Origin of the sequence: Phenylobacterium sp. LH3H17 (assembly GCF_024298925.1) — a bacterium.
Classification (GTDB): Bacteria; Pseudomonadota; Alphaproteobacteria; order Caulobacterales; family Caulobacteraceae; genus Phenylobacterium.
Genome location: NZ_CP101283.1, coordinates 1,189,236 through 1,212,329 on the forward strand (window position 1 = coordinate 1,189,236; position 23,094 = coordinate 1,212,329).

The window sequence follows — 23,094 nt, forward strand, 5'->3', positions numbered from 1 at the left end:
AGGCCTGCGTCCTACCCTCACCTGAACAACGATAAGCGAGAAGGTCGCCGATGCTGGCTCTGATGATGGACCGGGCGCTGAGCCTGCCGTCGATCCTGGAATACGCCGCGACCTATCATGGCGACCGCGAGGTGGTGACCCGCACTCTTGAGGGGCCGATCCACCGCTACACCTATTCAGGCGCCCTGGTCCGCGCCAAGCGGATGGCCAATGCGCTCACGGCGCTGGGGGTGAAGCCCGGCGACCGGGTGGCGACCCTGGCCTGGAGCACCTATCGCCATTTCGAGCTCTACTACGCCGTCTCGGGCATCGGGGCGATCCTGCACACCATCAATCCGCGGCTGCATCCCGACCAAGTGGCCTGGGTGGCCAACCACGCCGAGGATTCCGTCCTGCTGTTCGACATCGGCTTCGGCGAGCTGGTGGGCGAGCTGGCCCCCAAGCTCGCAACGGTGAAGACCTTCGTGGCCATGACCGATCGCGATCACCTGCAGCCGGAATCCCCGGCCGGGACCCTGGTCTATGAGGAGCTGATCGAGGCGCATTCACCGGACTTCGACTGGCCCGAGCTGGACGAGCGGCAGGCCTCGGGCCTCTGCTACACCTCGGGAACCACGGGCAACCCGAAAGGCGTGCTCTACGGCCATCGCTCTACGGTGCTGCACGCCATGGCCCTGGTGGCGCCCGACGCCTTCGACCTTTCGGCCCGCGACGCGGTCCTGCCCTGCGCCCAGATGTATCATGCCAACGCCTGGTGCACGCCCTACGCGGCCCCGCTGGTGGGGGCCAAGCTGATCCTTCCCGGCCGCCACCTGGACGGCCCGTCGGTCTGCGAGCTGGCGGTGGCCGAGCAGGCGAGCTTCCTGCTGGGAGTTCCGACCATCTGGGTGGGCGTGCTGGATCACCTGGATAAGACCGGCCAGAAGCTCACCACCGTTCGCAATGTCGCCATCGGCGGGTCGGCGCCCACCGCCACCCTGATGCGGCGGGTGGAAGATCAGCTCGGCGCCACGGTGCGTCAGATCTGGGGGATGACCGAGACCAGTCCCATGGGGGTGATCAACACTCCTCTGCCTCGGCACGCCGCCGAGGATGCGGACGCCGGTTACGCCCGCAAATTGAAGCAGGGCCGCGGCATGTTCGGGGTCGAGCTCAGGATCATGGGGGACGACGGGACGATCCAGCCCCGCGACGGGGTCAGCGTGGGGGCCTTGCAGGTGCGCGGTCCGTGGGTCTCCTCGGCCTACTACAAGAACGACGGCGCCGAGGTGTTCCTGGAGGACGGCTGGTTCGACACCGGCGACATCGCCACGATCGATCCCGAAGGCTATCTACGGCTCACCGACCGGGCCAAGGATGTGATCAAGTCGGGCGGAGAGTGGATTTCCACGCTCGACCTTGAGGATGCGGTCTCCTCCCACCCGGCCGTGGCGCTGGCCGCCGCCATTGGGGTGCCGGATCCCAAGTGGGACGAGCGACCGCTGCTGCTGGTCACCTTGCGTCCCGGCCAGAGCGTCGATCCCGAGGTGCTGAAGGCCCATGTGGCCGAACGCGTGGCCAAGTGGTGGACTCCCGATGAGGTGCGGATCGTCGACGAACTGCCCATCGGACCCACCGGAAAAGTGCTGAAACGGGAATTGCGTAACCAGATCGCCACCCTGTCCTGAAACAATCTTGGCTGGGAGCGAACCCGGCTTGCGATGCCGCGTTCAACTCCCACGTCTAGAGGGCAGGATCTGGGAGTTACGGACCGTGGCGCGTAAGAGACCCAAGGGCGTGCTTTCCATGGGCTGGGCCGTGATCGAAGCGGCCGCGGCCGGCCGGACGGAACACGTGCCGACCTCCGCCGACTATCCGGAAACCGTGGTGCGGCGTTTGCATTTCCACGCCGGCGCGGGTCTTGGCTGGAAGATCTCGGCCATCACCACTCCGCGCGCCAAGACCGCGCCCTGGAAGATCGTGGTGGTGACCGGCGCGCCGTCCTGGGCCGAGTACTGGGCGCCGGCCCTGGCCGCCCTGCCGCTGGACCGCGAGATGACCGTGGTGGACCGTCCGGGCTATGCCGGCTCCGAGCCGGTGGAATATGTCGGCGACATCCGTGTCCAGGCCCGGGCCCTGGCCCCGCTGCTGGACGCCAAGTTCGGCCAGAAGGTGCTGCTGGTCGGCCAATCCTACGGGGCGGCCATCGCCTCGCTGATGGCGGCCGAGAACCCGCGCAAGGTGGCGGGTCTGGTCCTGCTGTCGGGCTATTTCGGCGAGTCCGGGCCGACCGCCCGTTGGCTGCTCGATGTTGGATCCCGCCTGCTCAAGGTGATCCCCCGCGACCTGCGTCACGCGGTGATCGAGGTCAGCAATCAGTCGGCCCAGCTCGACAGCATGCGCGCCGCCCTCGGGCGCCTGCGGGTTCCGGTCCACGTGATCCATGGGGACAAGGATGACTTCGCGCCCATCGAAATCGCCGAACGCCTGGTTTCGGAGACCCGTACGCGGCGGCCCATGCGCTTCGAGCGGGTGGCCGGCGCGAACCACTTCATGAACGACGGGCCGACCGAGCAACTCCTGGCCTGCATTGAGGCCTGCATCCCGCCGCCGGTTCTGAAATTGCCCAAGATCGGTCTGCCGAAACTGCCGTCGTTCGGCTGGTTCAAGCCCCGCGCGCCGCGCCAGCGTCAGACGGCCGCACCCGCCTGAGAGGAACATCCGGCCTCACCCTCTCGTTGTGCCCCCGGTTGGCGGGGTAACCGAGGGAATATCTCAATGACGACCAAGCTTCTTCTGGCCGGCGCGGCTTTCGCCGTGCTCGCCTTCCCGGCCATGGCTCAAACTCCGGCGGTTGCGCCCCTCACCGGAGCAACCTCGGCCACGAGCGCCCTGCCGCCGGCCGCCACGCCGCTGGTCAGTCCGGACCCGACCGCCGGCGCCACCTCGAACTCGGCGAGCATGTCCGCCCAGGCTGAGACCGGCACGGCCGCCAACATTTCGGCCACCGAGGCCGATCTGAAGACCGGCGCCACCGTCACCGACTCGACGGGCGCGGAAATCGGCAAGATCTCCAAGGTCACCAAGAAGGCCGACGGCGCGGCCCAGGTCACCCTGAGCGCCAGCGGCAAGACCATCTCGGTCCCGGCCTCCAGTCTCTCCGTCTCGGGCGGCGCCCTGGTCTCGAGCGCGTCCAAGGCCGAAATTTGGGGTCCGAAGTAAATCCCAGCCGGCTAACGAAATCCAAGGCCCTGGCTCGCGCCAGGGCCTTTTTGGTTTTGGCCGAATCCTGCGCGCGCCACGGAAAATCTCTTGGACCCCGCCATCTGAACGGCGATAAGGTCGGCTCGCGAAAGCTGCGGCCATACCGCGACTTCGAGAAATCAGCCCCCTGGGGGCGCCGGTAAGGGGAAACGCCGTCATGAAGGCCGCAGTGCTGCGCGAAGTGGGTAAGCCGCTTCAGATCGAAGACGTCCAGATCAACAAGCCCGGCCCGCACGAGGTGCTGATCCGCACCAAGGCCGCCGGCCTGTGCCATTCCGACCTGCACTTCATGGAGGGCTCCTATCCGCACCCGCTGCCGGCGGTGCTGGGCCATGAGAGCGCCGGGGTGGTCGAGGCGATCGGGTCGGAAGTCCGCACGGTGAAGGTGGGCGACCACGTCATCACCTGCCTGTCGGCCTATTGCGGCCACTGCGAATCCTGCCTGACGGGCCACCTTTCGCTGTGCGTCTCGCCCGAGACCAAGCGCGGCGCCGACGACGAGCCGCGGCTGTCGACGGCCAACGGCCCGATGATCCAATACCTGAACCTGTCGTCCTTCGCCGAGCAGATGCTGATCCACGAGCATGCCTGCGTGGCGATCCGCAAGGACATGCCGCTGGACCGGGCGGCCCTGATCGGCTGTTCGGTGATGACCGGGGTAGGGGCCGCGATCCACACCTCCAACGTCCGTCCCGGCGAGACCGTGGCGGTCATCGGCTGCGGCGGGGTCGGCCTGGCCGCCATCAACGGCGCGGCCATCGCCGGCGCGGGCCGGGTCATCGCCATCGACATGGTCGGCTCCAAGGGCAACCTGGCCAGGGAGTTCGGCGCCACCGACTTCATCGACGCCTCCCAGACCGACGCGGTCAAGGAAGTGATCGAGATGACCAAGGGCGGGGTGCACCACTCCTTCGAGGCCATCGGACTTTCCAAGACCGCCGAGCAGGCCTTCAACATGCTGCGCCGCGGCGGCACCGCCAACGTGATCGGCATGATCCCGGTCGGCCAGACCATCACCCTGATGGGCGCCGCCTTCCTGGGCGAGAAGCGCATCCAGGGATCGCTGATGGGCTCCAACCGCTTCCCGGTCGACATGCCCCGGCTGGTCGACTTCTACATGTCGGGCAAGCTGAAGCTGGACGAGATGGTCTCGCAGCGCATTCGGCTGGACCAGGTCAATGAGGGCTTCGCCGACATGAAGAAGGGCGAACTGGCCCGGTCGGTCATCGTCTTCGACTGATCGAATTCGATAGAAAGAATATGGAAAAGCCCTCCGCTTCGGCGGGGGGTTTTTTGTTTGATTACTGTCGAATTGGCGCGGTCCTCAGGGTTAAGCCATTGTTAACCCTAGAAAAACCTGTGAGGGGGTGAAACCCTCGAGCCCGCCGAGGGTTCCCCATGCGCGGTGGCGGCGCTCGAAGGGGACTTCCCAGAATATGTCACGGGACCACGACGAAGAAATACTGGCGCTCGCACGCCTGTGGGAGGAGCGGTTCGGCGAACCGCCGCCCATCCTCACCGATCCGGAACTGATGCGCTCGGTGATGGACGGGACGTACAACGAAGCGGCCTAGGACTACTCGACGAAGAAGCCCAGCAGGGCCGGTCGCACATAGGCTTCCATCAGCCCGGTGACATCGCCGGGCTGGTTGCGCCAGTCCAGGGCCAGGGAGGCGTTGAACACCACCAGCACCAGCTGGGCGGCCAGCAGCGGATCCACGGGGCGCACCGAGCCGTCGGCCACGCCGTCGGAGATCATGCCCGCGAAGGAATGGCCGATCTGCTGGAAGCGGATCAGCACCCTGCGGCGCATGGCGTGGGGCACGGCGGCCAGGGCGGGGTGGCGGAGCATCCGCCCGCCCTCGGCCGAGGCCTGGTGCATGGCGAGGGACACGGTGGCCAGCCACAGGCGCTCCCAGCCCGTCGACCCGGCGGCCAGGGCGCGGCGCTTGGCGTCGTCGACCAGTTCGAAGGTGCGGGCGAAGCAGGCGGCGGCCAGCTCATCCTTGTCGGCGTTGTGGTGGTAGAACGAGCCCTTGGTGACCTTGAGCTCGGCGGAGATCTTGTCCACCGAGGCGCCCCGATAGCCCTCGCGGTTGATCAGCTTGGTCGCCGCCACCAGGAAACGGTCGCGGGTCACCTCGTCGTTCTGCGCCACGGGCGAGCCCAGGGGCAGCAGCGGCAGGTCGGGCCAGACCTGGCCCTCGCCCGCCAGGCCGTCGATCATCACATCGGCGATGCGGGCGGCGACGCGGCCGTAGTCCTCGGGCTCATAGCTCTCGAGCCAGGTGTCGGACCAGGTGAGCTGGAAGACCACCAACCGCGAGAGGGCCTGGCGCCGGGCCGGGGTGATCCACGGCATGTCGGGGCTCTTCATCAGCCGGCCGATGCGGATATAGAGGCCGGTGAAGGCGTCGATCAGCGGCTGGTGCTGCTCGCCCTCGATCAGGGATATCTCGCTGAACGGCGCCAGGGGAATCTCCTGGCCGAGCGCCGCCCGGCGGCGGGTCTCGTAATAGGCGGCGACGAAGGCCCGCAGGCGCGCGGCCGGCGTGGCGTGGACCTCGGCCTGCTCCAGCATGGCGTTGAAGCGCGCCATGGTCTCGTGCAGCACCGCGGCGGCCAGGTCTTCCTTGCGCTTGAAATAGTAGGTCAGGCTGACCGGGTGGAGGTCCATCCGCTTGGCCACGGCCGCCAGGGTGAAGCCGCTGACCCCGTGGTCGTTGAAGACCGTGGTGGCGGCGGCCATGATCGCGTCCCGCTTGGCCGCGTAGCGCGCGCGAGCCTTGGGTTGGACGGCTGCGGTCAAGTTCGATTCTCCGCCGGAAACAGCACCAGAAGCGCGACCTTAGTTCGGCGCGGTCCGGGTTGAAAGCTGCCGCAGGGGGATGTGGCTCCCGGGTTACGGGCTTCGCAACAGCCTGTTGTGGCGGCCCTACCGTGGGTGGGCGGAGCGCGCTAGCGGCGCAGGCCCACGCGGTCGGTCTCGGCCAGGGCGAGCTCCTGGTTTTCGGCCTCGGCTTCCTCGCCGCGGACCATGCGGTCGATGCGGTTCTTCTGGGCGCGGAAGGCGGCCAGTTCGGAGCCGGCCAGGACCGTCCCCTGGGGCACCTTGGCGCCGACGGGGTTCACCCGCTTGCCGCCTTTCCAGATCTCATAGTGCAGGTGCGGGCCGGTGGAGGCGCCCGTGGATCCCACATAGGCCACGACCTGGCCCTGACGGACCCGCGTGCCGGGCCGCACGCCCTTGCCGTAGCGCGAGAGGTGGGCGTAGCCGGTCTCCCAGCCGCCCGAGTGACGGATGCGCAGCCAGTTGCCGTAGCCGCCCCAGCGGCGCGCCTCGATCACCACCCCGTCGCCGGAGGCGACGATGGGCGTGCCGGAGCCGGCCCCGAAGTCGATGCCCTGGTGCATGCGGTTGAAGCCCAGGATCGGGTGGCGGCGCATGCCGAAGCGGCTGGTCATCCGCGCCCCGTCGACCGGGGTGCGCAGGAGGAAGCCTTTGATGTTCTTGCCGGTCGCGTCGAAGTACTGGGCCTCGCCGCCGGCCCGCTCGAAGCGGTAGAATTCGATGCCCTTGATCGAGGCATATTCCAGGTCGCCCGTGCCGATGGTGCGGCCGCTCTCGGTGACCGTGCGGTCGAAGACCAGGGTGAAGTCATCGCCGGGTTTCAGGTCCCGGTCGAAGTCCACCTTGTGGGCGAACAGCTTGACCATGCTGCCGACCATGGAGGGGTTGGCGCCCAGCCGCGAGGCGCTCTCATAGAGCGAGCCGGTGATCTCGCCGCGGGCCACGGTTTGCTCGTCGCGGATTTTCTCCTCCATCTCGCGCAGGCGCATGGCGCCGTCGAAGGTGCGAGAAAGGGTGATGGAGTTGGCGGGACCAGTCCGCAGGGAAAGGCCGACCAGACGGGCGGGGCCGCGCTGGCCCCTCGGATGGGCGACGGCGGCGTCAAAGGCCATGCCGGCCTTGATGTGGACGGTGTCCATGGCCTCGCCGAGGGCCTCGACAGCCTGACGGGCTTCGTCGGGGGCGACCCCGGCGCGCTGGACGGCGTCCTCGAAGGTCTCGCCACTCTGGATCTTGACCGGGATGCTCTCGGGCCGGGTGAAGCCCGGCTGGGCCTCGGCCTGGGTGAAGGCGGCGTGCTGCAAGGCCACGATCGCGGCGGGATCGAGCGGCGGCTTGGCGGGGGCCAGGGATTCCGTGGCGGTCAGGCGCCAGCCCAGGGCCAACGCGGCCAGGCCGGCCACGCCGATCATCAGGCGAGGCGTGACCCGAAGGGTCGGACGTCGCGGATCGAACTCTTGCAATCTAAGCCCCCACAATACTGACGACGCCCAAGGCCCGAATACGAATGCGGGGCCTTCAAGACGGGTGTCGAAAACGATGTGTCCGGCGGCAGGGTAGCGTGTCCCGGGCCTCCACATCGTCAACGGGTTTGGTTAATTCCCGGTAAGTCTTTTTCGTGACCGGCGCGACGGATTCGCGCGGACCATTTAGAGCAGACTCAGGACCAGTTCCGCAGGACGGCACAGCGCCGCACCCTTGGGCGTGGTGACGATCGGGCGGTTCACCAGGATCGGGTCCATGATCATCGCCGCGATGATCGCCTCGTCGGAGGTCGAGGGGTCGGTCAGACCCATCTCCACGGCCCGTGTGCCGCGTTCCCGCAGGATTTCGCGGGCGCTGACCCCCATCCTCCGGGTCAGGGCCTCCAACTGCTGGCGGCTCCAGCCGGCGGTCAGGTACTCGACGACAGTGGGCTCCAGGCCCTTGTCGCGTAGCAGGGCCAAGGTGTTGAGCGAGGTCCCGCAGTCGGGGTTGTGATAGATGACGATGTCGCTCATCCGCCCCTTCTAGCCCGCCCGGCCTACCAGGTGAACCGCCGAGAGGCCGCCGCGACCGTGGCGCCGTCCATGTCGAAGGCCATCACGTCCGCCGGCCTGGGCGGCGGCGGCTTAGCGTCCGCCGGCCAGGTCTCGGTGATCGTGGCGTAGCGGACCTCCACCCCGCCCGGGCCGGCGGCGCGGAAGCCGATGCTCACGCCCTGCGGCGCGTTCTGCCAGCGAATCCGGGTCCACTGACCGGCCTTCTCCATCGCCTTGACCGGCCGGCCGTTCACGCTCACCCCGGTCAGCGCCGTGGAGGGTTTCAGGTCCAGGGATGCAACGCGCGCGCCGGGAGGCAGGGTCAGGCTGAGCGTCTTGCCGCCGTCGGCCCCGCCCGTGAAGGCCAGGGTGGGGCTGGCCACTTCGACCAGCCTGGCCGGCGCGACCCGCAGCTCGCGCCGATAGATGAGCGGCAGCTTCTCACGGCTGATCTCGCCGCCGTCGGCGGCCAGGACCTGAGCCGCCCAGGGCGTGATGTCGGGCGTACGGCTGACCCGCAGCGCGCGTTTGGCGTCGAGGTCCACATAGTAGAGCACCTGGCTCGCCCGTGGATGGCGCGCGCTCCACGGTGGGTCGTGACGCGCCACGGCGACCACCACGAAGCCCAGCAGCAGGACGGCCAGGCCCAGGGTGCGGGCGTTCTTCTCATTCTCCAGCGGCTGGACCAGGGGCCAGATCACCATGGCCGCCAGCCAGACGATCAAGGCCAGTAGCTCGGGCAGGTCCAGGCCTTGGAAAATGCCGTGGCCGAAGCCCAGCAGCCAGCTCAGCGCGAAGGCCCCGAGCGCCGCCATGAGCGTCAAGCTGGCCCCCGACCGCCGCACGCCGAGCGCGCTCACGGCCCCGGCCAGGGCGCCGACCGTCAAGGGCCAGGCGACCAGGAAGCCGGCCGGGGCGGCGACCACCTGCAGCCCGATGGCGACGAGCAGGCCGCTGACCAGCAGGCCGGTCCAGGCGCCGGCCACCCCGGTCGGTCGGCCGAAGCTCGCCAGGGCCAGCACGGCGCCCGCGGCGCCCAGGCCCGCGCCGATCGGGTCCCAGCCCGCGAAGATCGAGCATCCCACGCCCGCGGCGAGGGCCAGGACCGCGGCGGCCAGCCGCATGCGCCCGCGTCCAGCCGCCGCGGCGGCGGTGATCAGGGCGCCGGCGCCCAGGATCAGCACGGCGACCTCCCAGCGGCTGACCTGGGCCAGCAGCACCCGTTGTTCCATGAAGCCGAAATCGGCGCCGGTCGCCCGGCGTCCGAGGCGCAGCAGCGCGCCCGACACCGCGATCAGGTAGAGGGCGGCGCCAAAGCCCTTGGCCACGTCCAGCCAGGGCAGCGCGCCGGCGCGCCGGGCCTGCCAAACGCCCAGGCCGAGCAGGAGGGCGGCGAGGCCCAGGATCGCCCAGCCGACGGGCTGGGGATAGGCCAGGATGTGGTCGCCGAAGGTGTTGGCGTAGACCAGGTCGGCCGCCTTGCCGGGCAGGGCCTCGGCGAAGGCCAGCTCCCGGGCCGCCGAGAGCACCTGGACGCCCATGTGCTGCAGCGAGCCCTTGTCCAGGTTCTCGGGTGTCGAGGTCGGCGAGTGGTAGTCGAACTGGCGGCCGATGAAGGCGTAGTTCAGGCCGGACACGCCGGCGGCCTTGGAGACCGTGAAATCGGTGTCGTTGGGCATCTGCTCATACAGGAACACCGTCAGCGACGAGGAGGCGGGCGAGACCGCCGTCCTGCGGAAGAGGTCGATCACCTGGCCGTTCTGAGCGCCGGTCTGGAACATCTGCGCCCGGCCGCCGCCGCCGCGCGCCTCCATGTTGATGACGAAGCCGATGCGCCTGGCCAGCGGGTGGTCGGCGAAGAAGGCCTCGGCGCCCAGCAGGCCCGCCTCCTCACCGTCGGTGATCAGCAGGACCACGTCGCGGGCGGGCCGGCCCATGGTCTTCAGGGCCCGGACGACCTCCAGGGCCGTGGCCACGCCGGTGGCGTCGTCGGCCGCGCCGGGAGAGCCCGGGACGCTGTCATAGTGGGCCATGATCGCCAGGGCCGGGGCGGTGCGGTCGGCGCCTGGCAGGACGCCGATCAGGTTCTCCACCCGGCCGCCGATGACATAGACCTCCTCGCCGAACTGGTGGCGGGCCGCGGCGTCCGCGACCTGGACCTCAGTCTCCAGGCCGAGCGCGGACATGCGGCGGAGCAGGTGGTCGCGCACCTTGGCGTTCGCCGGCGAGCCGATGGGGTGCGGCGTCGCGGCGATGGCGACCACGTCGGGCAGGGCGCGGGAGGCGGAGAACTCGGCCTGGGGCGCGGTGGCCGGGGCGGGCGACGGCGTCTGCTCGGAACGCCAGGCCAGGCCCAGGGCGACGGCCAGGCAGATGGCCAGCGCGATCAGTCTTCCCACGGCCTCGCCTCCCCAGCGATGTCATTGGGCGGCAACCTAGCGGTTCCTTCCCCGTAAGCGAAGCGAGGGCGGAGAAGAGAGCCTCATACGGCTCGGCTTCGTCTGCTTCCTCGAATTGCAGGCCTATGGCCGAGGGTCGGAGCGGCACGGTGGTCAGATGCTCCCCCTCTGGGGGAGCTCCCGGCCGAATGGCCGGGTGAGGGGGACTAGAATGCGCTTCTACGGAGGTTCGACTGGTCTCAGCAGGAGTCAAAGTCCCCCTCAGACCCTTCGGGCCAGCTCCCCCAGAGGGGGAGCATCTTCAAGTCCCTCACACGCGATCACCCTGCCCCGAGCGGGGAGGGGACGTGATCGCGGCGCCCGGGGACGGGGAAGCCAAAAAGAAAACGCCCGCCGGAAGGAGCGGCGGGCGTTCGGGTCTTTCAGAGGTGTGGGCGGGGCTCTCAGGCCGCGACCTGGCCCTCTTGCGGGTCGCGCAGCACGTAGCCGCGGCCCCAGACGGTTTCGATGTGGTGCTTGCCGTCGGCGGCCGCGGCCAGCTTCTTGCGCAGCTTGCAGATGAACACGTCGATAATCTTCAGCTCGGGCTCGTCCATGCCGCCATAGAGGTGGTTCAGGAACATTTCCTTGGTGAGCGTCGTGCCCTTGCGGAGCGAGAGCAGCTCCAGCATCTGGTATTCCTTGCCGGTCAGGTGGACGCGGCTGTTGTTCACCTCGACGGTCTTGGCGTCGAGGTTGACGGTGATGTCGCCGGTCTTGATGACCGATTGGGCGTGGCCCTTGGAGCGACGGACCACCGCATGGATCCGGGCGACCAGCTCATCCTTGTGGAACGGCTTGGTCATGTAGTCGTCGCCGCCGGCGCCGAAGGTCTTCACCTTGGTGTCGATCTCGGCGGTGCCTGACAGGATCATGATGGGGGTGTTGATCTTCGCCACCCGCAGGGTGCGCAGCACGTCCATGCCGCTCATGTCGGGCAGGTTAAGGTCTAGAAGGATCAGGTCGTAGTCGTAGATCTTTCCGAGATCCACGCCCTCTTCACCCAAGTCCGTTGTGTAAACATTGAAGCCTTCGGACTTGAGCATTAATTCGATGCTCTGCGCCGTGGCGCTGTCGTCCTCAATCAATAGTACGCGCATCTGTTCCTCCTCGAACGGTAGCGCTAGTTTCCCCGGGAATCTGGGAATCCGCCTCGACCCTCGCCGTTAACTTGCCAGCGAGTTAATTTAAGACCGGTTAATAGTGAAAGGCCTCTGCGAGAATCGTTAACGCGTTTTGGGAATCGCCAGCAAGGGCGGGCGTTGGACAGGGAGTCGCAGGGGCGTTGAATCTTTTGTGATTAGACATCGTTAACGAATGGCTCTTCCGGCCAAGCTTGCGATTTTAACGCGTCCCAGACGTTGCGCGGCACAGTCGCGGTTGAATCTTCATCACGGGTTAACGGCGTTGGGCGGATTCTCGGCCTGCTCAACTCCGCCCTGGGATTCCAGCCTTTGCGTAGCCTCGTCGCCGCCGTCGAGCGGATCGATCCCCTGACCGTCTCCGGCCGCGTCGCGGCCGTGAACGGCCTGCTGATCGAGGCCCGCGGCGGACTGACCCGCCTGGCCGTGGGCGCCCGCGCCGAGATCGAACGCCGCGCCGACAAGCCCCTGGCCGCCGAGGTGGTGGGCTTTCGCGAGACCCGCGCCCTGCTGATGCCCTTCGGCCCGGTGGAGGGCGTGGCGCCGGGCGCCGAGATCCGCATCGAGCCCATGGGTTCGGCCGTGCGTCCGACCACCGCATGGCTCGGCCGCATCATAGACGCCTTCGGCGAGCCCATTGACGGCAAGGGCCCCCTGCCGCAGGGCATCGTCCCCTACGCCCTGCGCGCCGCGCCGCCGGCCGCCCACGCACGCGGCCGGGTGGGCGCGCGCCTGGACCTGGGCGTGCGCTCGATGAACGTCTTCACCACCTGCTGCCGCGGCCAGCGCCTAGGGGTGTTCGCCGGCTCCGGGGTCGGCAAGTCGGTGCTGCTGTCGATGCTGGCCAAGGAGGCCGACTGCGACGCCGTCGTGGTGGGCCTGATCGGCGAGCGGGGCCGCGAGGTCCGCGAGTTCATCGAGGAGACCCTGGGCGAGGAGGGCCTGAAGCGCGCCATCGTGGTGGTCGCCACCTCCGACGAGCCCGCGCTGAAGCGCCGCCAGGCCGCCTATATGACGCTCGCCATCGCCGAGTTCCTGCGCGACCAGGACCTGGAGGTCCTCTGCCTGATGGACTCCGTCACCCGCTTCGCCATGGCCCAGCGCGAGATCGGCCTGGCCGCCGGCGAGCCGCCGACCACCAAGGGCTATACGCCGACCGTCTTCACCGAGCTGCCCAAGCTGTTGGAGCGGGCCGGCCCGGGGCCGGTGCGGCCCGACGGCACCACGGCCGCGCCGATCACCGGCCTCTTCACCGTGCTGGTGGACGGGGACGACCACAACGAGCCCATCGCCGACGCCGTGCGCGGTATCCTCGACGGCCACATCGTCATGGAGCGGGCCATCGCCGAGCGCGGCCGCTTCCCGGCCATCAATGTCCTGAAGTCCATCAGCCGGACCATGCCGGGCTGCCACGAGCCGCATGAGCGCGAGGTCGTGAAGCTGGCCCGCCAGTCGCTATCGGCCTACGCCAACATGGAAGAACTGATCCGCATCGGCGCCTATCGCGCCGGCGCCGACCCGCAGGTGGACCGCGCCATCCAGCTCAATCCGGCGCTGGAAGCCTTCCTGGCCCAGGACAAGGACGAGAGCTCGACCATCGACGAGAGCTTCGAGGCCCTGTCGCAGATCCTGATGAGTGAAGCGACATGAGCTGGGCCCAATCCCTGATCAAGCTTTCGACCTATGAGGTCGAGGTGCTGCAGAAGCGCCTGGCGGAGATCGCCGACCGGCGGATGCAGGCGGAGATGAAGCTTGTCCTGCTGGAGGCCGAGGGCGAGGCTGAGGCCGAGAAGGGCCGCCAGGACGCCGAACACGGCTGGTACCAGCTGGGCTTCCTGGAGGGGCTGCGCACCCGCAAGGGGCTGGCCCAGGCGGAGATCGACCGGATCGCCGTCGAGGAGGAGGGGGCCCGCGACGCGCTGGCGCTCGCCTTCGAGGAACAGAAGAAATACGAGCAGGTGGCCGAGCGCATGCGCCTGGCCGACCTCAAGGAACGCGCCCGGCTGGAGACCGCCGCCATGGACGAGCTCGGCCTGCGCCGGGCCGCGGCAGGCGGGCGGTGACCCTCGATCGGCGGATCGTGCTGGGCGGCGGGCTGGCGCTCGCCGCCTGCGACCGCCGAGCCGACGCCCAAATTCCAGGCGGGCAGACCCCGGTCGCCATTCCGCCCCTGCGTAGCGCCGCGGCTTTCCCGGTGGGGGTCTGCGTGCAGGAGGAGCAGCTGGGTGATCCCAGCCTCGTGCCGCTGATCGCCTCCCAGATCTCCCAGGTGACGCCCGAGTGGGAGATGAAGATGGAGTACATCGTCAAGGACGACGGCTCCTTCCGCTTCGAGGCGCCCGACCGCATCGCGGCCTTCGCCAAGGCCAACGGCATGCGGCTCTTCGGCCATACGCTGATCTGGTACGCCCAGGTTCCCGGCGCCTTCGAGCGGCTGGACGAGAAGCGCGCGAAATTCGCCGACGCCTATCGCAACTACATCCTGGCGGTCGCCGGACGCTATCGCGGCCAGGCGGTGGGCTGGGACGTGGTCAACGAGGCGGTGGCCGAGGACGGGAACGGCTGGCGCGACAGCCTGTGGTCGAAGAAGCTCGGCAAGCTGCGGCACATGGTGCTGGCGTTCCAGCACGCCCGCGAGGCCGACCCGGACGCGGTGCTGTTCCTCAACGACTACAATCTCGAAAATCTGCCGAAGAAGCGCGCCACCTTCATGAAGTTGGTGGAGGCGCTGCTGAAGGCGGGCGCCCCGATCGGCGGGGTGGGCACCCAGACCCACCTGGCCGCCGACCTGGCGCCCGGCGAGATCACCAGGGCGCTGAAGGACCTGGCGAGCCTGGGCCTGGCCGTCCACGTCTCGGAGATGGACGTCTCGCTGACCCGCTCGCGGGGCGTGCTGAAGGATCGCAACAAGCTGCCGGCCGGCCAGTCGCGGCTCTATGCCGAGGCCGCGGAGGCCTTCTCCAGCCTGCCCGCGGCCCAGCGCTTCGCCTTCACCCACTGGGGGCTGCGCGACAAGGATTCGTGGCTGAAGCGGGAGAACCCGGCCGACGCGCCGCTGCTGTTCGACGACGCGGGCCGGCCCAAGGCGGCCGCGGCCGCCTGGATCGGCGGGCTCAGGGCCTAGGCGTCGTGCCGCGCGCCTGATCGGCGTCGGTGGCCTGGCGGATGGCGTGCAGATCGTCGCTGAGACGGAACAGGGCCACATAGAGCTCGCAGAACGAGCGCCACAGCAGCACCAGGGCCGCCACCACCAGCACGCCGGCCACCAGGACCGGGATGGCCAGGATCACGCCGATCCAGCTTTCCTCGCGCAGGGCCACGCCGACCGCGGCGCCCACCATGCCGAAGGCCACCAGGGCGATGACGCCCAGGCCCGCCCAATAGATCAGGTGGATGACCTGGTTGGTCATCAGCTTCTCGAAGGTCAGCAGGTCCCAGAAGATGGTCCCGCCCACGCCGTTCCGGGTCTTGAAAGCAGGTGGCCGCATTCGTCATCCAACGCTCGGCGACGGACAATCGTCACCCTGGGGCCAAACCGCTACCAGCCGCCAAGCCGACCTGCAACGGGGCAGACGTCGCGGGGCGCCTGACATTTGTCGCCCAATGCGTGTTAGCCTCCGCCCCATGGGAGAGGAAACAACAACCAAAGACATCGCCGAATGGCGTCTGGAGCCCATCTCCGGCGCGGATCGCGAGCTCGTGGAGCAGATCAGCCTGCCGCCTGAACAGGAAGAGTTCGCTGGCACCCTGGACGAGGTGTTCGGCCGGCTGAACGAGCCCGACGCGGTGGGCCTGGAGCAGGGCTTCGCGGTGATCGCCCCCGACGACCGCGGCGTGGTGGGATTCTTCGTCCTGCGCGAGGGCCTGCGCCGGCCGCCCTGGGCGCCGCCCGGCACGGTCAGCCTGCACAACTTCCGGGTCCGGCCCGGCATGCAGGGCCAGGGCGTCGGGCGCCGCTGCATCGCCCTGCTGGAGGACTGGTTCGCCCGCGAGCGGCCGATTCAGCCGCAGCTCATGCTGGCGGTCAACGAGCGCAACACCGCCGCCATCGCCGCCTACCGGAAGATCGGCTTCGTCGACACCGGCCGCCGCCATGACGAGGGCGCCGGCGACCAGTTCGTCTTCGTCAAGCCGATGGCCTGACAAGGACTGGGGCCTAGATCGAACCCACGGTCTTCAGCCGGGCCTTGGGATGGATCTCGTTCTGGCTGAGCACCGGGGTCTGGCCGCGGAAGCGCTCGATGATCGAGCGGACATAGGGCCGGATCTGCGGGCTGGTCAGCAGCACCGCGCTCTCGCCGGCCAGGGCCGCGCGCTCGAAGCTCTCGCGGACGCCGCGGATGAAGTCCTGCAGGCGTGAGGGGGCGAGAGCCAGCTGCTTCTCGTCGCCGGTCCCGATCAGGGCGTCGGCGAAGGCGTTCTCCCACTCGGCCGACATGGTGATGATCGGCAGGGCGCCGTCGTCGCCGCGGTGGGCGAAGGAGATCTGGCGGGCCAGGCGCGAGCGGACCTGCTCCACAAGCAGCACGATCGACTGGGTGTGCGGGGCGGCTTCGCCGACCCCTTCCAGGATGGCCGGGAGGTCGCGGATGGAGACCCGCTCGCGCAACAGGGCCTGCAGGACGCGCTGCAGGGTGGTGGCGGTGACCACGCTGGGGATCAGGTCCTCGACCAGCTTCTTCTGTTCGCCCGGCAGCTCCTTCAGCAGCTTCTGCACCTCGGCGTAGGAGAGCAGGTCGGGCATGTTCTCCTTGAGGATCTCGGTCAGGTGGGTCGTGAGCACCGTGGCCGGGTCGACGATGGTGTAGCCGCGGAAGGTGGCCTCCTCGCGCAGGTTGTCGTCGATCCAGGTGGCGGGCAGGCCGAAGGCCGGCTCGCGCATGTGTTCGCCCGGCAGCTCCACCTGGCCGCCCGAGGGGTCCATGGCCATGAGCGCGCCCAGGCGCACCTCACCCTGGCCGCCCTCCATCTCCTTGATGCGGATCATGTAGCCCTGGGAGGGCAGGCGCATGTTGTCGAGGATGCGCACCGCGGGCATGACGAAGCCGAAGTCCGCGGCCAGGGTGCGGCGCAGGGCCTTGATCTGGTCGGTGAGCCGGCGGCCCTCCATGTCGTTGATCAGCGGCAGCAGGCCGTAGCCCAGCTCGATCTTGATCTCGTCGATGGCCAGGGACGAGCTGATCGGCTCGTCCTCGGGCGCAACCGGGGCGGTGGTCGGCACCAGCTCGACGGCGTTGTAGGCCGCCTCCTGGGCGTCCTGCGACCGGCGCCAGGAGAGGTAGCCCGCGCCGGCGGCCAGCGCCGCGAAGGGGATGATCGGCATGCCCGGGATAAAGGCGATGACCCCCGCCGAGGCGGCGACCATGCCCAGCGCGATGGGGTTCATGGCCAGCTGGGTGACCAGGGCCTTGTCGGCCGAGCCGTCGACGCCGGCCTTGGAGACCAGGAAGCCCGCGGCGATCGAGATGATCAGGGCCGGGATCTGGCTGACCAGGCCGTCGCCGATGGTCATCAGGGTGTAGGTGGCCGCGGCCTGGCCGAGCGGCACCTTGTGCTGCACCACCCCGATCAGGATGCCGCCGATGATGTTGATGGCCACGATGATCAGGCCGGCGACGGCGTCGCCGCGCACGAACTTCGAAGCGCCGTCCATGGCGCCGAAGAAGGTCGATTCCTGCTCCAACTCCTTGCGGCGCGTCTTGGCTTCGTCTTCCTCGATCAGCCCCGCCGACAGGTCGGCGTCGATGGCCATCTGCTTGCCGGGCATGGAGTCGAGGGTGAAGCGGGCGGCGACTTCGGCGATCCGGCCCGAACCCTTGGTGATGACCACGAAGTTCACGATCACCAGGATGGCGAAGACGATCACCCCGATGACGAAGTTGCCCCCCATCATCAGATTGCCGAAGCCCTCGATGATCTTGCCGGCCCCGTGGGCGCCCTCGTGGCCATGGCCGAGGATCAGCCGGGTCGAGGCGATGTTCAGCCCCAGCCGGTAGAGGGTGGTGACCAGCAGCACCGTCGGGAAGGCGGTGAACTCCAGGGGCTTCTTGATGAGCAGGGAGGTCATCAGGATCAGCACCGAGGTGATGATCGAGATGGCCAGCAGCATGTCGAGCAGGAACGGCGGGATCGGCAGGATCAGCAGGATGACGATGCCGATGACGCCGACGGCCATCGCCACCTCGCCCTTCATCAGCCAACCCAGCATCTGGCGCGGGGAGGGCCGCTCGGCGACGTATGATCCTGCGTTGGCCATGGGTTAGGCCGCGCTCGCGCCCATCTGCGGGGCGGGCACGGAGACCCCGGCCTCGGTGTATTCCTTCAGCTTGTTGCGCAGGGTGCGGATCGAGATCCCCAGGATGTTGGCCGCGTGCGTGCGGTTGCCAAGGCAGTGGCTGAGGGTGTCGATGATCAGCTGCTGCTCCATCTGCGCCACCGTCTGGCCGACGAAGGAGCGGGTGACAGCCTCGGCGGCGACCGCGGCGTGGGACGCCGCGCGGCTGGCCATGTCCGGCGGGGCCAGGGGCTGGCCGTCGGGCAGGCGGATGGCGGTTTCCTCGATCTCCGGACCCGAGGCCATCAGCACCGCGCGGTGCATGGCGTTCTCCAGCTCGCGGACGTTGCCGGGCCAGCGATGGCCGGCCAGGCGGCGCTTGGCTTCGGCCGAGAGCGGCCGCTCGGGGGCGGCGTTGGCCTTGGCGTACTTCTTCACGAAGAACTCGGCCAGGGCGACCACGTCGCCGGGGCGCTCGCGCAGGGGCGGCAGGCGCAGGTTCACGACGTTCAGGCGATAGAGCAGGTCTTCCCGGAACGTCCCGTCCTTCACGGCCTGGGCCAGGTCGCGGTTGGAGGTGGCCAGGATGCGGATGTCGACCTTGACCGGCCGTGAGCCGCCCACGCGGTCGATCTCGCGCTCCTGGATGGCGCGCAGCAGCTTGGCCTGCAGGCGTGCGTCCATCTCCGAGATTTCGTCCAGCAGCAGGGTCCCCCCCGAGGCCTCCTCGAACTTGCCGATCCGGCGGGCCACGGCGCCGGTGAAGGCGCCTTTCTCGTGGCCGAAGAGTTCGCTCTCCAGGAGGTTCTCGGGGATGGCGGCGCAGTTGACCGAGATGAACGGCCGGCTGGCGCGCCGGGACTTCTGGTGGACGTAGCGGGCGACGACTTCCTTGCCCGACCCGCTCTCGCCGGTGATCAGGATGGAGGCCTCGGACGGGGCGACCTGGTCGGCGACGGCGAGGATGGCGGTCATGGCCGGATCCCGCACGATCATCGGCTTGTCGTCGTCGGAGACCGCGGCCAGGACGGCGGCGATCATCTCGGCGTCCGGCGGGAGGGGAATGAACTCCTTGGCGCCGGCGCGGATCGCGTCGCCGGCCTTCTTGGCGTCGGCGTCGACGCCGCAGGCCACCACCGGCACCCGGATGCGCTCGGCCTCGTTGGCCTCGATCAGGGCGGCGATGTCCAGTTCGTAGTCGACCAGCAGCAGGTCGGCGCCTTGACCGGCGCGCAGGGCGTGGGTGGCCGCGGCGATGGTCTCGACGTGACTCACCTTGGCGCCCGCCGCCATCGCCATCTTCACGGCGGTGGAGAGCTGTCCGTTCAATTTACCGACGACCAGAAGCCGCATACTCGTATCTCCCTTCGACGCTTAGGCTTCAGACCTGGGCGTCGCCGTCCTTGATGATTTCCGTCATGGTCACGCCCAGGCGGTCGTCGACGATGACGACCTCGCCCCGGGCGACCAGGCGGTTGTTGACGTAGATGTCGATGGCCTCGCCGACCTTGCGGTCCAGGTCGAGCACGCTGCCGGACTGGAGCTGGAGGAGCTGGGCCACCGACATGCTGGCGCGGCCGAGCACGGCGGAGATCGAGACCGGGACGTCGTATACCGCCTGCAGATCGGTGCCGGTCTTCTCCTCCATCTCGATGGACATCTCGGCCATCGGGTTTTCGGAAGGCGCGAATTCGTCGAGCTTGAGTTCGGTGTCGGACATGGCTGTCAGCTCTCGCTTCCGGGAATGAGGGGTTCGGCGTGCAGGCCTTCGGCCGCGAGGGCTGCGTCGAGGGCGGCGGCGACGCGGACGGCGGCCGCGGCGGGGTCGAACGCCGCCGCCCCGTCGCCGAAATCGAGGGTGAAGGCGGCGGGCGCCATGCCGGGCATCGAGCGCACCTGGATCGCGCCGCCGTAGCCGATGGCCTGGGCGGCCTCTTCGAGCACGGCCTGGAGGTTCTCGGCCAGGTCGGGGGCGGCGGCGACCATCAGGCGCGGCGCGGCCTCGATCTCGCGGGCGAGGTTCTCCATGGCGGCCCGGATCGGGGCCTCGGGGAACCTGGCGAGCGCCGCGTCGGCGATGGCCTTGCCGCAGGCCAGCGCCAGCTCGGCCGAGGCCACCCGGTGGTCGTGGGCTACGCCCGCCAGCTTGGGGAAGGCGGCGACGACCGAGGCGGCGACGCTGGAGAGCGCCTGGGCCTGGAGCGCGGCCATGGAGGCCAGGGCCTGGGCCTCGCCCTCGCCGAAGGCCATGGCGCGGACCTGCTCGACCTCTTCGATCGTGAACAGGCGCTTGGGCCGCGGCGGGGCGTAGGCGACGTCGCCGGCGCCGTCGAAGACGGTGTCGAAGCCGAACCTCTGGTGGGGTGCGTCGGCCATCAGTAGATCAGCTCATCGTCGCCGCCGGAGCCGGCCAGCATGATCTCACCCTTGGCGGCGAGGTCCTTGGCGACCTGGACCATGGCCATCTGGGCCTGGTCGACGTCGCGCAGGCGCACGGGGCCCATGCTCTCCATGTCCTCGCGCATGATCTTGGCGGCCCGTTCGGACATGTTGGAGAAGAACATTTCGCGCAGGCCGTCCGAGGCGCCCTTGAGCGCCAGGGCCAGCTGGTCCTTCTCGCAGCCGCGCAGCAGCGTCTGGACGCCGCCGGGATCGAGCTTGCTGAGGTCCTCGAAGACGAACATCAGGGCGCGGATGCGCTCGGCGCTCTCGCGGTTGCGCTCCTCCAGGGCGGCGATGAAGCGCGCCTCGGTCTGGCGGTCGAAGGCGTTGAAGATGTCGGCCATCATCTCGTGGCTGTCGCGCTTGGAGGTGCGCGCCAGGTTCGACATGAACTCGGTCCGCAGGGTCTGTTCGATCTTGTCCAGGATCTCGCGCTGCACCGGCTCCATGCGGAGCATGCGGGTGACGCATTCCAGCGCGAAATCCTCGGGCAGGGCGGCCAGGACGCGGGCGGCGTGCTCGGACTTCACCTTGCTCAGCACGACGGCGACGGTCTGGGGGTATTCGTTCTTCAGGTAGTTGGCGAGCACGGCCTCGTTCACGTTGCCGAGCTTGTCCCACATGGTGCGGCCCGCCGGACCGCGGATCTCCTCCATGAGGGTGTCGACCTTGTCGGCCGGCAGGAAGGCGGCCAGCAGGCGCTGGGTCTGTTCGAACGACCCCATGATCGCGCCGGCGCCGGACATGCCGGAGATGAAGTCCACCAGGAGCTGCTCGACCACCGAGGCTGAGACATTCCCGAGGCCCGCCATGGCCTGGGAAATCTCCTTGATCTCCTCCTCGTCGAGCTGCTGCCAGATCGTGCCGTGATCCTCGCCGAGCGCGAGCAGGATCACCGCGGCCTTTTCGGGGCCGCTCAATCGGGCTGGATCGCTGATGGTCTTGAGCCTGGCGTTCATGTGGTCTCATGCAGCCAGGTGCGCAGGAGCGAGACCGACTCCTCGGGATGGTTGTCGACGAACTCGGCGACCCGCTTGACCGAGGAGGCCTTCACCTGGCCCTCGATGCGCGCGATGTCGATGCGCTGCTCCAGCTCGTTGCCCGGGCCGGGAAGGGCCAGGGCCTGGCCGGTGGCGGGATCGACCTGGACCTGCATCTGCTGGCCGTCATTGGTGGTCACCACCCGGGTCATGCCCGGGCCGGCCGCGGTCAGGTGGGACAGGGAGCGGCCGCCGCCACCGCCCCCACCGCTGTTGCGCAGCAGCGGGCGGACCACGAACAGCATCATCAGGATGGCGACCAGGGCCAGGATCGCCAGCTCCACGGCGCGCATGATGTCGTTCTTGTCGAAGCCCATCAGCGGATTGGCCGCCTCGGTGCCGCCCGCGTCGGCGACGGTAGGGAAACGGACATTGACCACGGTCACCTGGTCGCCGCGGTCGGCGTTGTAGCCGACGGCGGTGCGCACCAGCTGCTCGATGCGGGCCATCTCCTGGGCCGAACGCGGGGTGTAGGCGCCGGGCTTGCCGTCGGCGCCGAGCGCGGTGGCGCCGTCGATGGCCACGGCGACCGACAGGCGCTTCACCTGGCCGGGCTCGTTGACTTCGGTCCGCGTGGTCTTGGAGATCTCATAGTTGGTGGTCGAGGTGGTGGTGGCGCTGGTGGAGCCCGTCAGGCCCTCGTCATTGGCGCCGGCGCCGGTGGGGATGTTGGCGCTGGCCGAGACCCCGCCGTTGGCGTCGGCCGCGTTCTCCTTGGCGCTCTCCTCGTTGGTCGATTCCGAGCGGATCACCTGACCGTCCGGGTCGAAGGTCTCCTGCTGGACGGTGACCCGGGCGAGGTCGAGATCGGCGGTGACATTGACCCGCGCCTTGCCGGCGCCGACCACGCCCTCGACCAGACCCTTGACGGTCTTGGCGATGCGCTGCTCGACCTCGCTGCGGCGGCCGTCGGCGGCCTGGCCGGCGAAGCCGTCCTCGCCAGCCGAGAGCTGTTTGGCGTGCTGGTCGACCACGGTGACGCGGCCGGGCTTCAGGTTCGGCACGGCGCTGGCGATCAGGTTCTGGATGGCCTGGACCTGGTCCTGGCTGGGCTCGCGCCCGCCGACCCCGATGCTCACCGAGGCCGAGGGCTGCTCGGCCTCTTCCTCGAAGAGCTGGCGCTTGGGCAGGACCAGGTGGACGCGGGCCGAGGCCACGCCGTCCAGGCTCTGGATGGTGCGGGCCAGTTCCCCTTCCAGGGCGCGCTGGCGGTTGAGCTGCTGGACGAAGTCCGTCTGGCCCATGGTGTTGCCGCCGTCGAAGATCTCGTAGCCCACCGAGCCCGAGGTCGGCAGGCCCTTGCCCGACAGCATCAGGCGCGTTGAGGCGACCTCGTCGCGCGGGACCATGATGGTGGAGCCGTCGCCCTTGACCTCGTACTTGACGCCGCCCTGGTCGAGGGCCGCGGTGATCGAGCCGGCTTCCTTCAGGTCGAGGTTCGAATAGAGCAGCGCCTTGGGTTCGCCCAATCCCATGGTCAGGGCGAACAGCGCCGCGGCGACGCCCGCTCCGATCCCCAGGATGGCCGCCAGCCGTCCGATTCCGAACTTCTGCAGGGCGGCGACGAAGCTATTCAACGCGGGCGTCCTTCCCGAGATACGCGGGACGAACGCAGAAAGCCGCCCGCCGCTAGGCAGGATTTA

Annotated in this window: 21 protein-coding genes; 9 read left to right on the plus strand and 12 right to left on the minus strand. The window is 68.9% G+C overall.

The genetic code is table 11. The annotated features are described in order from the left end of the window. The first annotated feature begins 50 nt into the window (after positions 1-50). The 5 genes from M9M90_RS05720 (at position 51) to M9M90_RS05740 (ending at position 4,817) form a co-directional block, all read left to right on the plus strand. Entirely contained in the window at positions 51-1,667 is a 1,617-nt protein-coding gene (locus M9M90_RS05720) for a long-chain fatty acid--CoA ligase (RefSeq protein WP_254836200.1), read from the plus strand. Between the two features lie 85 nt (positions 1,668-1,752). After that, complete coding sequence (locus M9M90_RS05725) at positions 1,753-2,691, plus strand: alpha/beta fold hydrolase (protein ID WP_254836201.1); 939 nt, start codon at positions 1,753-1,755, stop codon at positions 2,689-2,691. Between the two features lie 66 nt (positions 2,692-2,757). Further along, a complete protein-coding gene (locus M9M90_RS05730) occupies positions 2,758-3,201 on the plus strand; it encodes a hypothetical protein (RefSeq protein ID WP_254836202.1) in 444 nt (147 codons plus the stop codon). 199 nt (positions 3,202-3,400) lie between these two features. Beyond that, entirely contained in the window at positions 3,401-4,483 is a 1,083-nt protein-coding gene (locus M9M90_RS05735) for a Zn-dependent alcohol dehydrogenase (RefSeq protein ID WP_254836203.1), read from the plus strand. A gap of 196 nt (positions 4,484-4,679) precedes the next feature. Continuing rightward, entirely contained in the window at positions 4,680-4,817 is a 138-nt protein-coding gene (locus M9M90_RS05740) for a hypothetical protein (RefSeq protein WP_254836204.1), read from the plus strand. A 2-nt stretch (positions 4,818-4,819) separates the two neighbouring features. On the opposite strand, the gene M9M90_RS05745 is transcribed toward M9M90_RS05740, so the two are convergent. From M9M90_RS05745 to ctrA, 5 genes are all read right to left on the minus strand, one after another. Next, entirely contained in the window at positions 4,820-6,052 is a 1,233-nt protein-coding gene (locus M9M90_RS05745) for a TetR/AcrR family transcriptional regulator (protein ID WP_254836205.1), read from the minus strand. A 149-nt stretch (positions 6,053-6,201) separates the two neighbouring features. After that, entirely contained in the window at positions 6,202-7,557 is a 1,356-nt protein-coding gene (locus M9M90_RS05750; protein WP_254836206.1) for a M23 family metallopeptidase, read from the minus strand. A gap of 186 nt (positions 7,558-7,743) precedes the next feature. Beyond that, the gene (arsC, locus tag M9M90_RS05755; protein ID WP_254836207.1) at positions 7,744-8,094 is read right to left on the minus strand and encodes an arsenate reductase (glutaredoxin); all 351 of its coding nucleotides are present in this window, start codon (positions 8,092-8,094) and stop codon (positions 7,744-7,746) included. A 23-nt stretch (positions 8,095-8,117) separates the two neighbouring features. Then, a complete protein-coding gene (locus tag M9M90_RS05760; RefSeq protein WP_254836208.1) occupies positions 8,118-10,514 on the minus strand; it encodes a M20/M25/M40 family metallo-hydrolase in 2,397 nt (798 codons plus the stop codon). A 443-nt stretch (positions 10,515-10,957) separates the two neighbouring features. Next, on the minus strand, positions 10,958-11,653 hold the full coding sequence (gene ctrA / locus M9M90_RS05765; protein ID WP_254836209.1) for a response regulator transcription factor CtrA: 696 nt from the start codon (positions 11,651-11,653) through the stop codon (positions 10,958-10,960). 354 nt (positions 11,654-12,007) lie between these two features. Between ctrA and fliI the strand changes: the two genes are divergently transcribed. The 3 genes from fliI to M9M90_RS05780 are packed head-to-tail and all read left to right on the plus strand — an operon-like array spanning position 12,008 to position 14,819. Beyond that, positions 12,008-13,345 (plus strand): flagellar protein export ATPase FliI, encoded by a 1,338-nt coding sequence (gene fliI / locus M9M90_RS05770; protein WP_254836210.1) that lies wholly within the window; start codon positions 12,008-12,010, stop codon positions 13,343-13,345. Next, positions 13,342-13,758: a flagellar export protein FliJ gene (locus M9M90_RS05775; protein ID WP_254836211.1), complete on the plus strand. Its 417-nt coding sequence runs from the start codon at positions 13,342-13,344 to the stop codon at positions 13,756-13,758. The genes fliI and M9M90_RS05775 overlap by 4 nt, the downstream gene beginning before the upstream one ends. Beyond that, entirely contained in the window at positions 13,755-14,819 is a 1,065-nt protein-coding gene (locus tag M9M90_RS05780) for an endo-1,4-beta-xylanase (RefSeq protein ID WP_254836212.1), read from the plus strand. Before M9M90_RS05775 ends, M9M90_RS05780 begins: the two co-directional genes overlap by 4 nt. Here the strand turns inward: M9M90_RS05780 and M9M90_RS05785 are convergent. Continuing rightward, the gene (locus M9M90_RS05785) at positions 14,809-15,183 is read right to left on the minus strand and encodes a DUF4282 domain-containing protein (RefSeq protein WP_254836213.1); all 375 of its coding nucleotides are present in this window, start codon (positions 15,181-15,183) and stop codon (positions 14,809-14,811) included. The genes M9M90_RS05780 and M9M90_RS05785 overlap by 11 nt on opposite strands. Before the next feature lie 115 nt (positions 15,184-15,298). Between M9M90_RS05785 and M9M90_RS05790 the strand changes: the two genes are divergently transcribed. Next, a complete protein-coding gene (locus tag M9M90_RS05790; protein ID WP_256549236.1) occupies positions 15,299-15,838 on the plus strand; it encodes a GNAT family N-acetyltransferase in 540 nt (179 codons plus the stop codon). Between the two features lie 13 nt (positions 15,839-15,851). Here M9M90_RS05790 and flhA read toward each other — a convergent pair whose 3' ends face one another. From flhA to fliF, 6 genes are read right to left on the minus strand one after another with little or no spacing between them, the layout of a single operon-like run. Further along, positions 15,852-17,951 (minus strand): flagellar biosynthesis protein FlhA, encoded by a 2,100-nt coding sequence (gene flhA, locus M9M90_RS05795; protein ID WP_254836215.1) that lies wholly within the window; start codon positions 17,949-17,951, stop codon positions 15,852-15,854. Between the two features lie 3 nt (positions 17,952-17,954). Next, positions 17,955-19,322 (minus strand): sigma-54 dependent transcriptional regulator, encoded by a 1,368-nt coding sequence (locus M9M90_RS05800; protein ID WP_254836216.1) that lies wholly within the window; start codon positions 19,320-19,322, stop codon positions 17,955-17,957. A gap of 28 nt (positions 19,323-19,350) precedes the next feature. Then, on the minus strand, positions 19,351-19,689 hold the full coding sequence (fliN, locus tag M9M90_RS05805; RefSeq protein ID WP_254836217.1) for a flagellar motor switch protein FliN: 339 nt from the start codon (positions 19,687-19,689) through the stop codon (positions 19,351-19,353). 5 nt (positions 19,690-19,694) lie between these two features. After that, entirely contained in the window at positions 19,695-20,345 is a 651-nt protein-coding gene (locus M9M90_RS05810; protein WP_254836218.1) for a flagellar assembly protein FliH, read from the minus strand. After that, entirely contained in the window at positions 20,345-21,370 is a 1,026-nt protein-coding gene (fliG, locus tag M9M90_RS05815) for a flagellar motor switch protein FliG (RefSeq protein WP_254836219.1), read from the minus strand. Before fliG ends, M9M90_RS05810 begins: the two co-directional genes overlap by 1 nt. Beyond that, a complete protein-coding gene (gene fliF / locus M9M90_RS05820; RefSeq protein ID WP_254836220.1) occupies positions 21,367-23,028 on the minus strand; it encodes a flagellar basal-body MS-ring/collar protein FliF in 1,662 nt (553 codons plus the stop codon). The genes fliG and fliF overlap by 4 nt, the downstream gene beginning before the upstream one ends. Between the last annotated feature and the right edge of the window lie 66 nt (positions 23,029-23,094).

What these genes read in the sequence shown, in the direction of transcription:
- M9M90_RS05720 (WP_254836200.1), top strand. Translation starts at nt 51, where the DNA reads ATGCTGGCTCTGATGATGGACCGGGCGCTGAGCCTGCCGTCGATCCTG.
- M9M90_RS05730 (WP_254836202.1), top strand. Translation starts at nt 2,758, where the DNA reads ATGACGACCAAGCTTCTTCTGGCCGGCGCGGCTTTCGCCGTGCTCGCC.
- M9M90_RS05735 (WP_254836203.1), top strand. Translation starts at nt 3,401, where the DNA reads ATGAAGGCCGCAGTGCTGCGCGAAGTGGGTAAGCCGCTTCAGATCGAA.
- M9M90_RS05740 (WP_254836204.1), top strand. Translation starts at nt 4,680, where the DNA reads ATGTCACGGGACCACGACGAAGAAATACTGGCGCTCGCACGCCTGTGG.
- arsC (WP_254836207.1), bottom strand. Translation starts at nt 8,094, where the DNA reads ATGAGCGACATCGTCATCTATCACAACCCCGACTGCGGGACCTCGCTC.
- ctrA (WP_254836209.1), bottom strand. Translation starts at nt 11,653, where the DNA reads ATGCGCGTACTATTGATTGAGGACGACAGCGCCACGGCGCAGAGCATC.
- M9M90_RS05775 (WP_254836211.1), top strand. Translation starts at nt 13,342, where the DNA reads ATGAGCTGGGCCCAATCCCTGATCAAGCTTTCGACCTATGAGGTCGAG.
- M9M90_RS05785 (WP_254836213.1), bottom strand. Translation starts at nt 15,183, where the DNA reads ATGCGGCCACCTGCTTTCAAGACCCGGAACGGCGTGGGCGGGACCATC.
- M9M90_RS05790 (WP_256549236.1), top strand. Translation starts at nt 15,299, where the DNA reads ATGCGTGTTAGCCTCCGCCCCATGGGAGAGGAAACAACAACCAAAGAC.
- flhA (WP_254836215.1), bottom strand. Translation starts at nt 17,951, where the DNA reads ATGGCCAACGCAGGATCATACGTCGCCGAGCGGCCCTCCCCGCGCCAG.
- M9M90_RS05800 (WP_254836216.1), bottom strand. Translation starts at nt 19,322, where the DNA reads ATGCGGCTTCTGGTCGTCGGTAAATTGAACGGACAGCTCTCCACCGCC.
- fliN (WP_254836217.1), bottom strand. Translation starts at nt 19,689, where the DNA reads ATGTCCGACACCGAACTCAAGCTCGACGAATTCGCGCCTTCCGAAAAC.
- M9M90_RS05810 (WP_254836218.1), bottom strand. Translation starts at nt 20,345, where the DNA reads ATGGCCGACGCACCCCACCAGAGGTTCGGCTTCGACACCGTCTTCGAC.
- fliG (WP_254836219.1), bottom strand. Translation starts at nt 21,370, where the DNA reads ATGAACGCCAGGCTCAAGACCATCAGCGATCCAGCCCGATTGAGCGGC.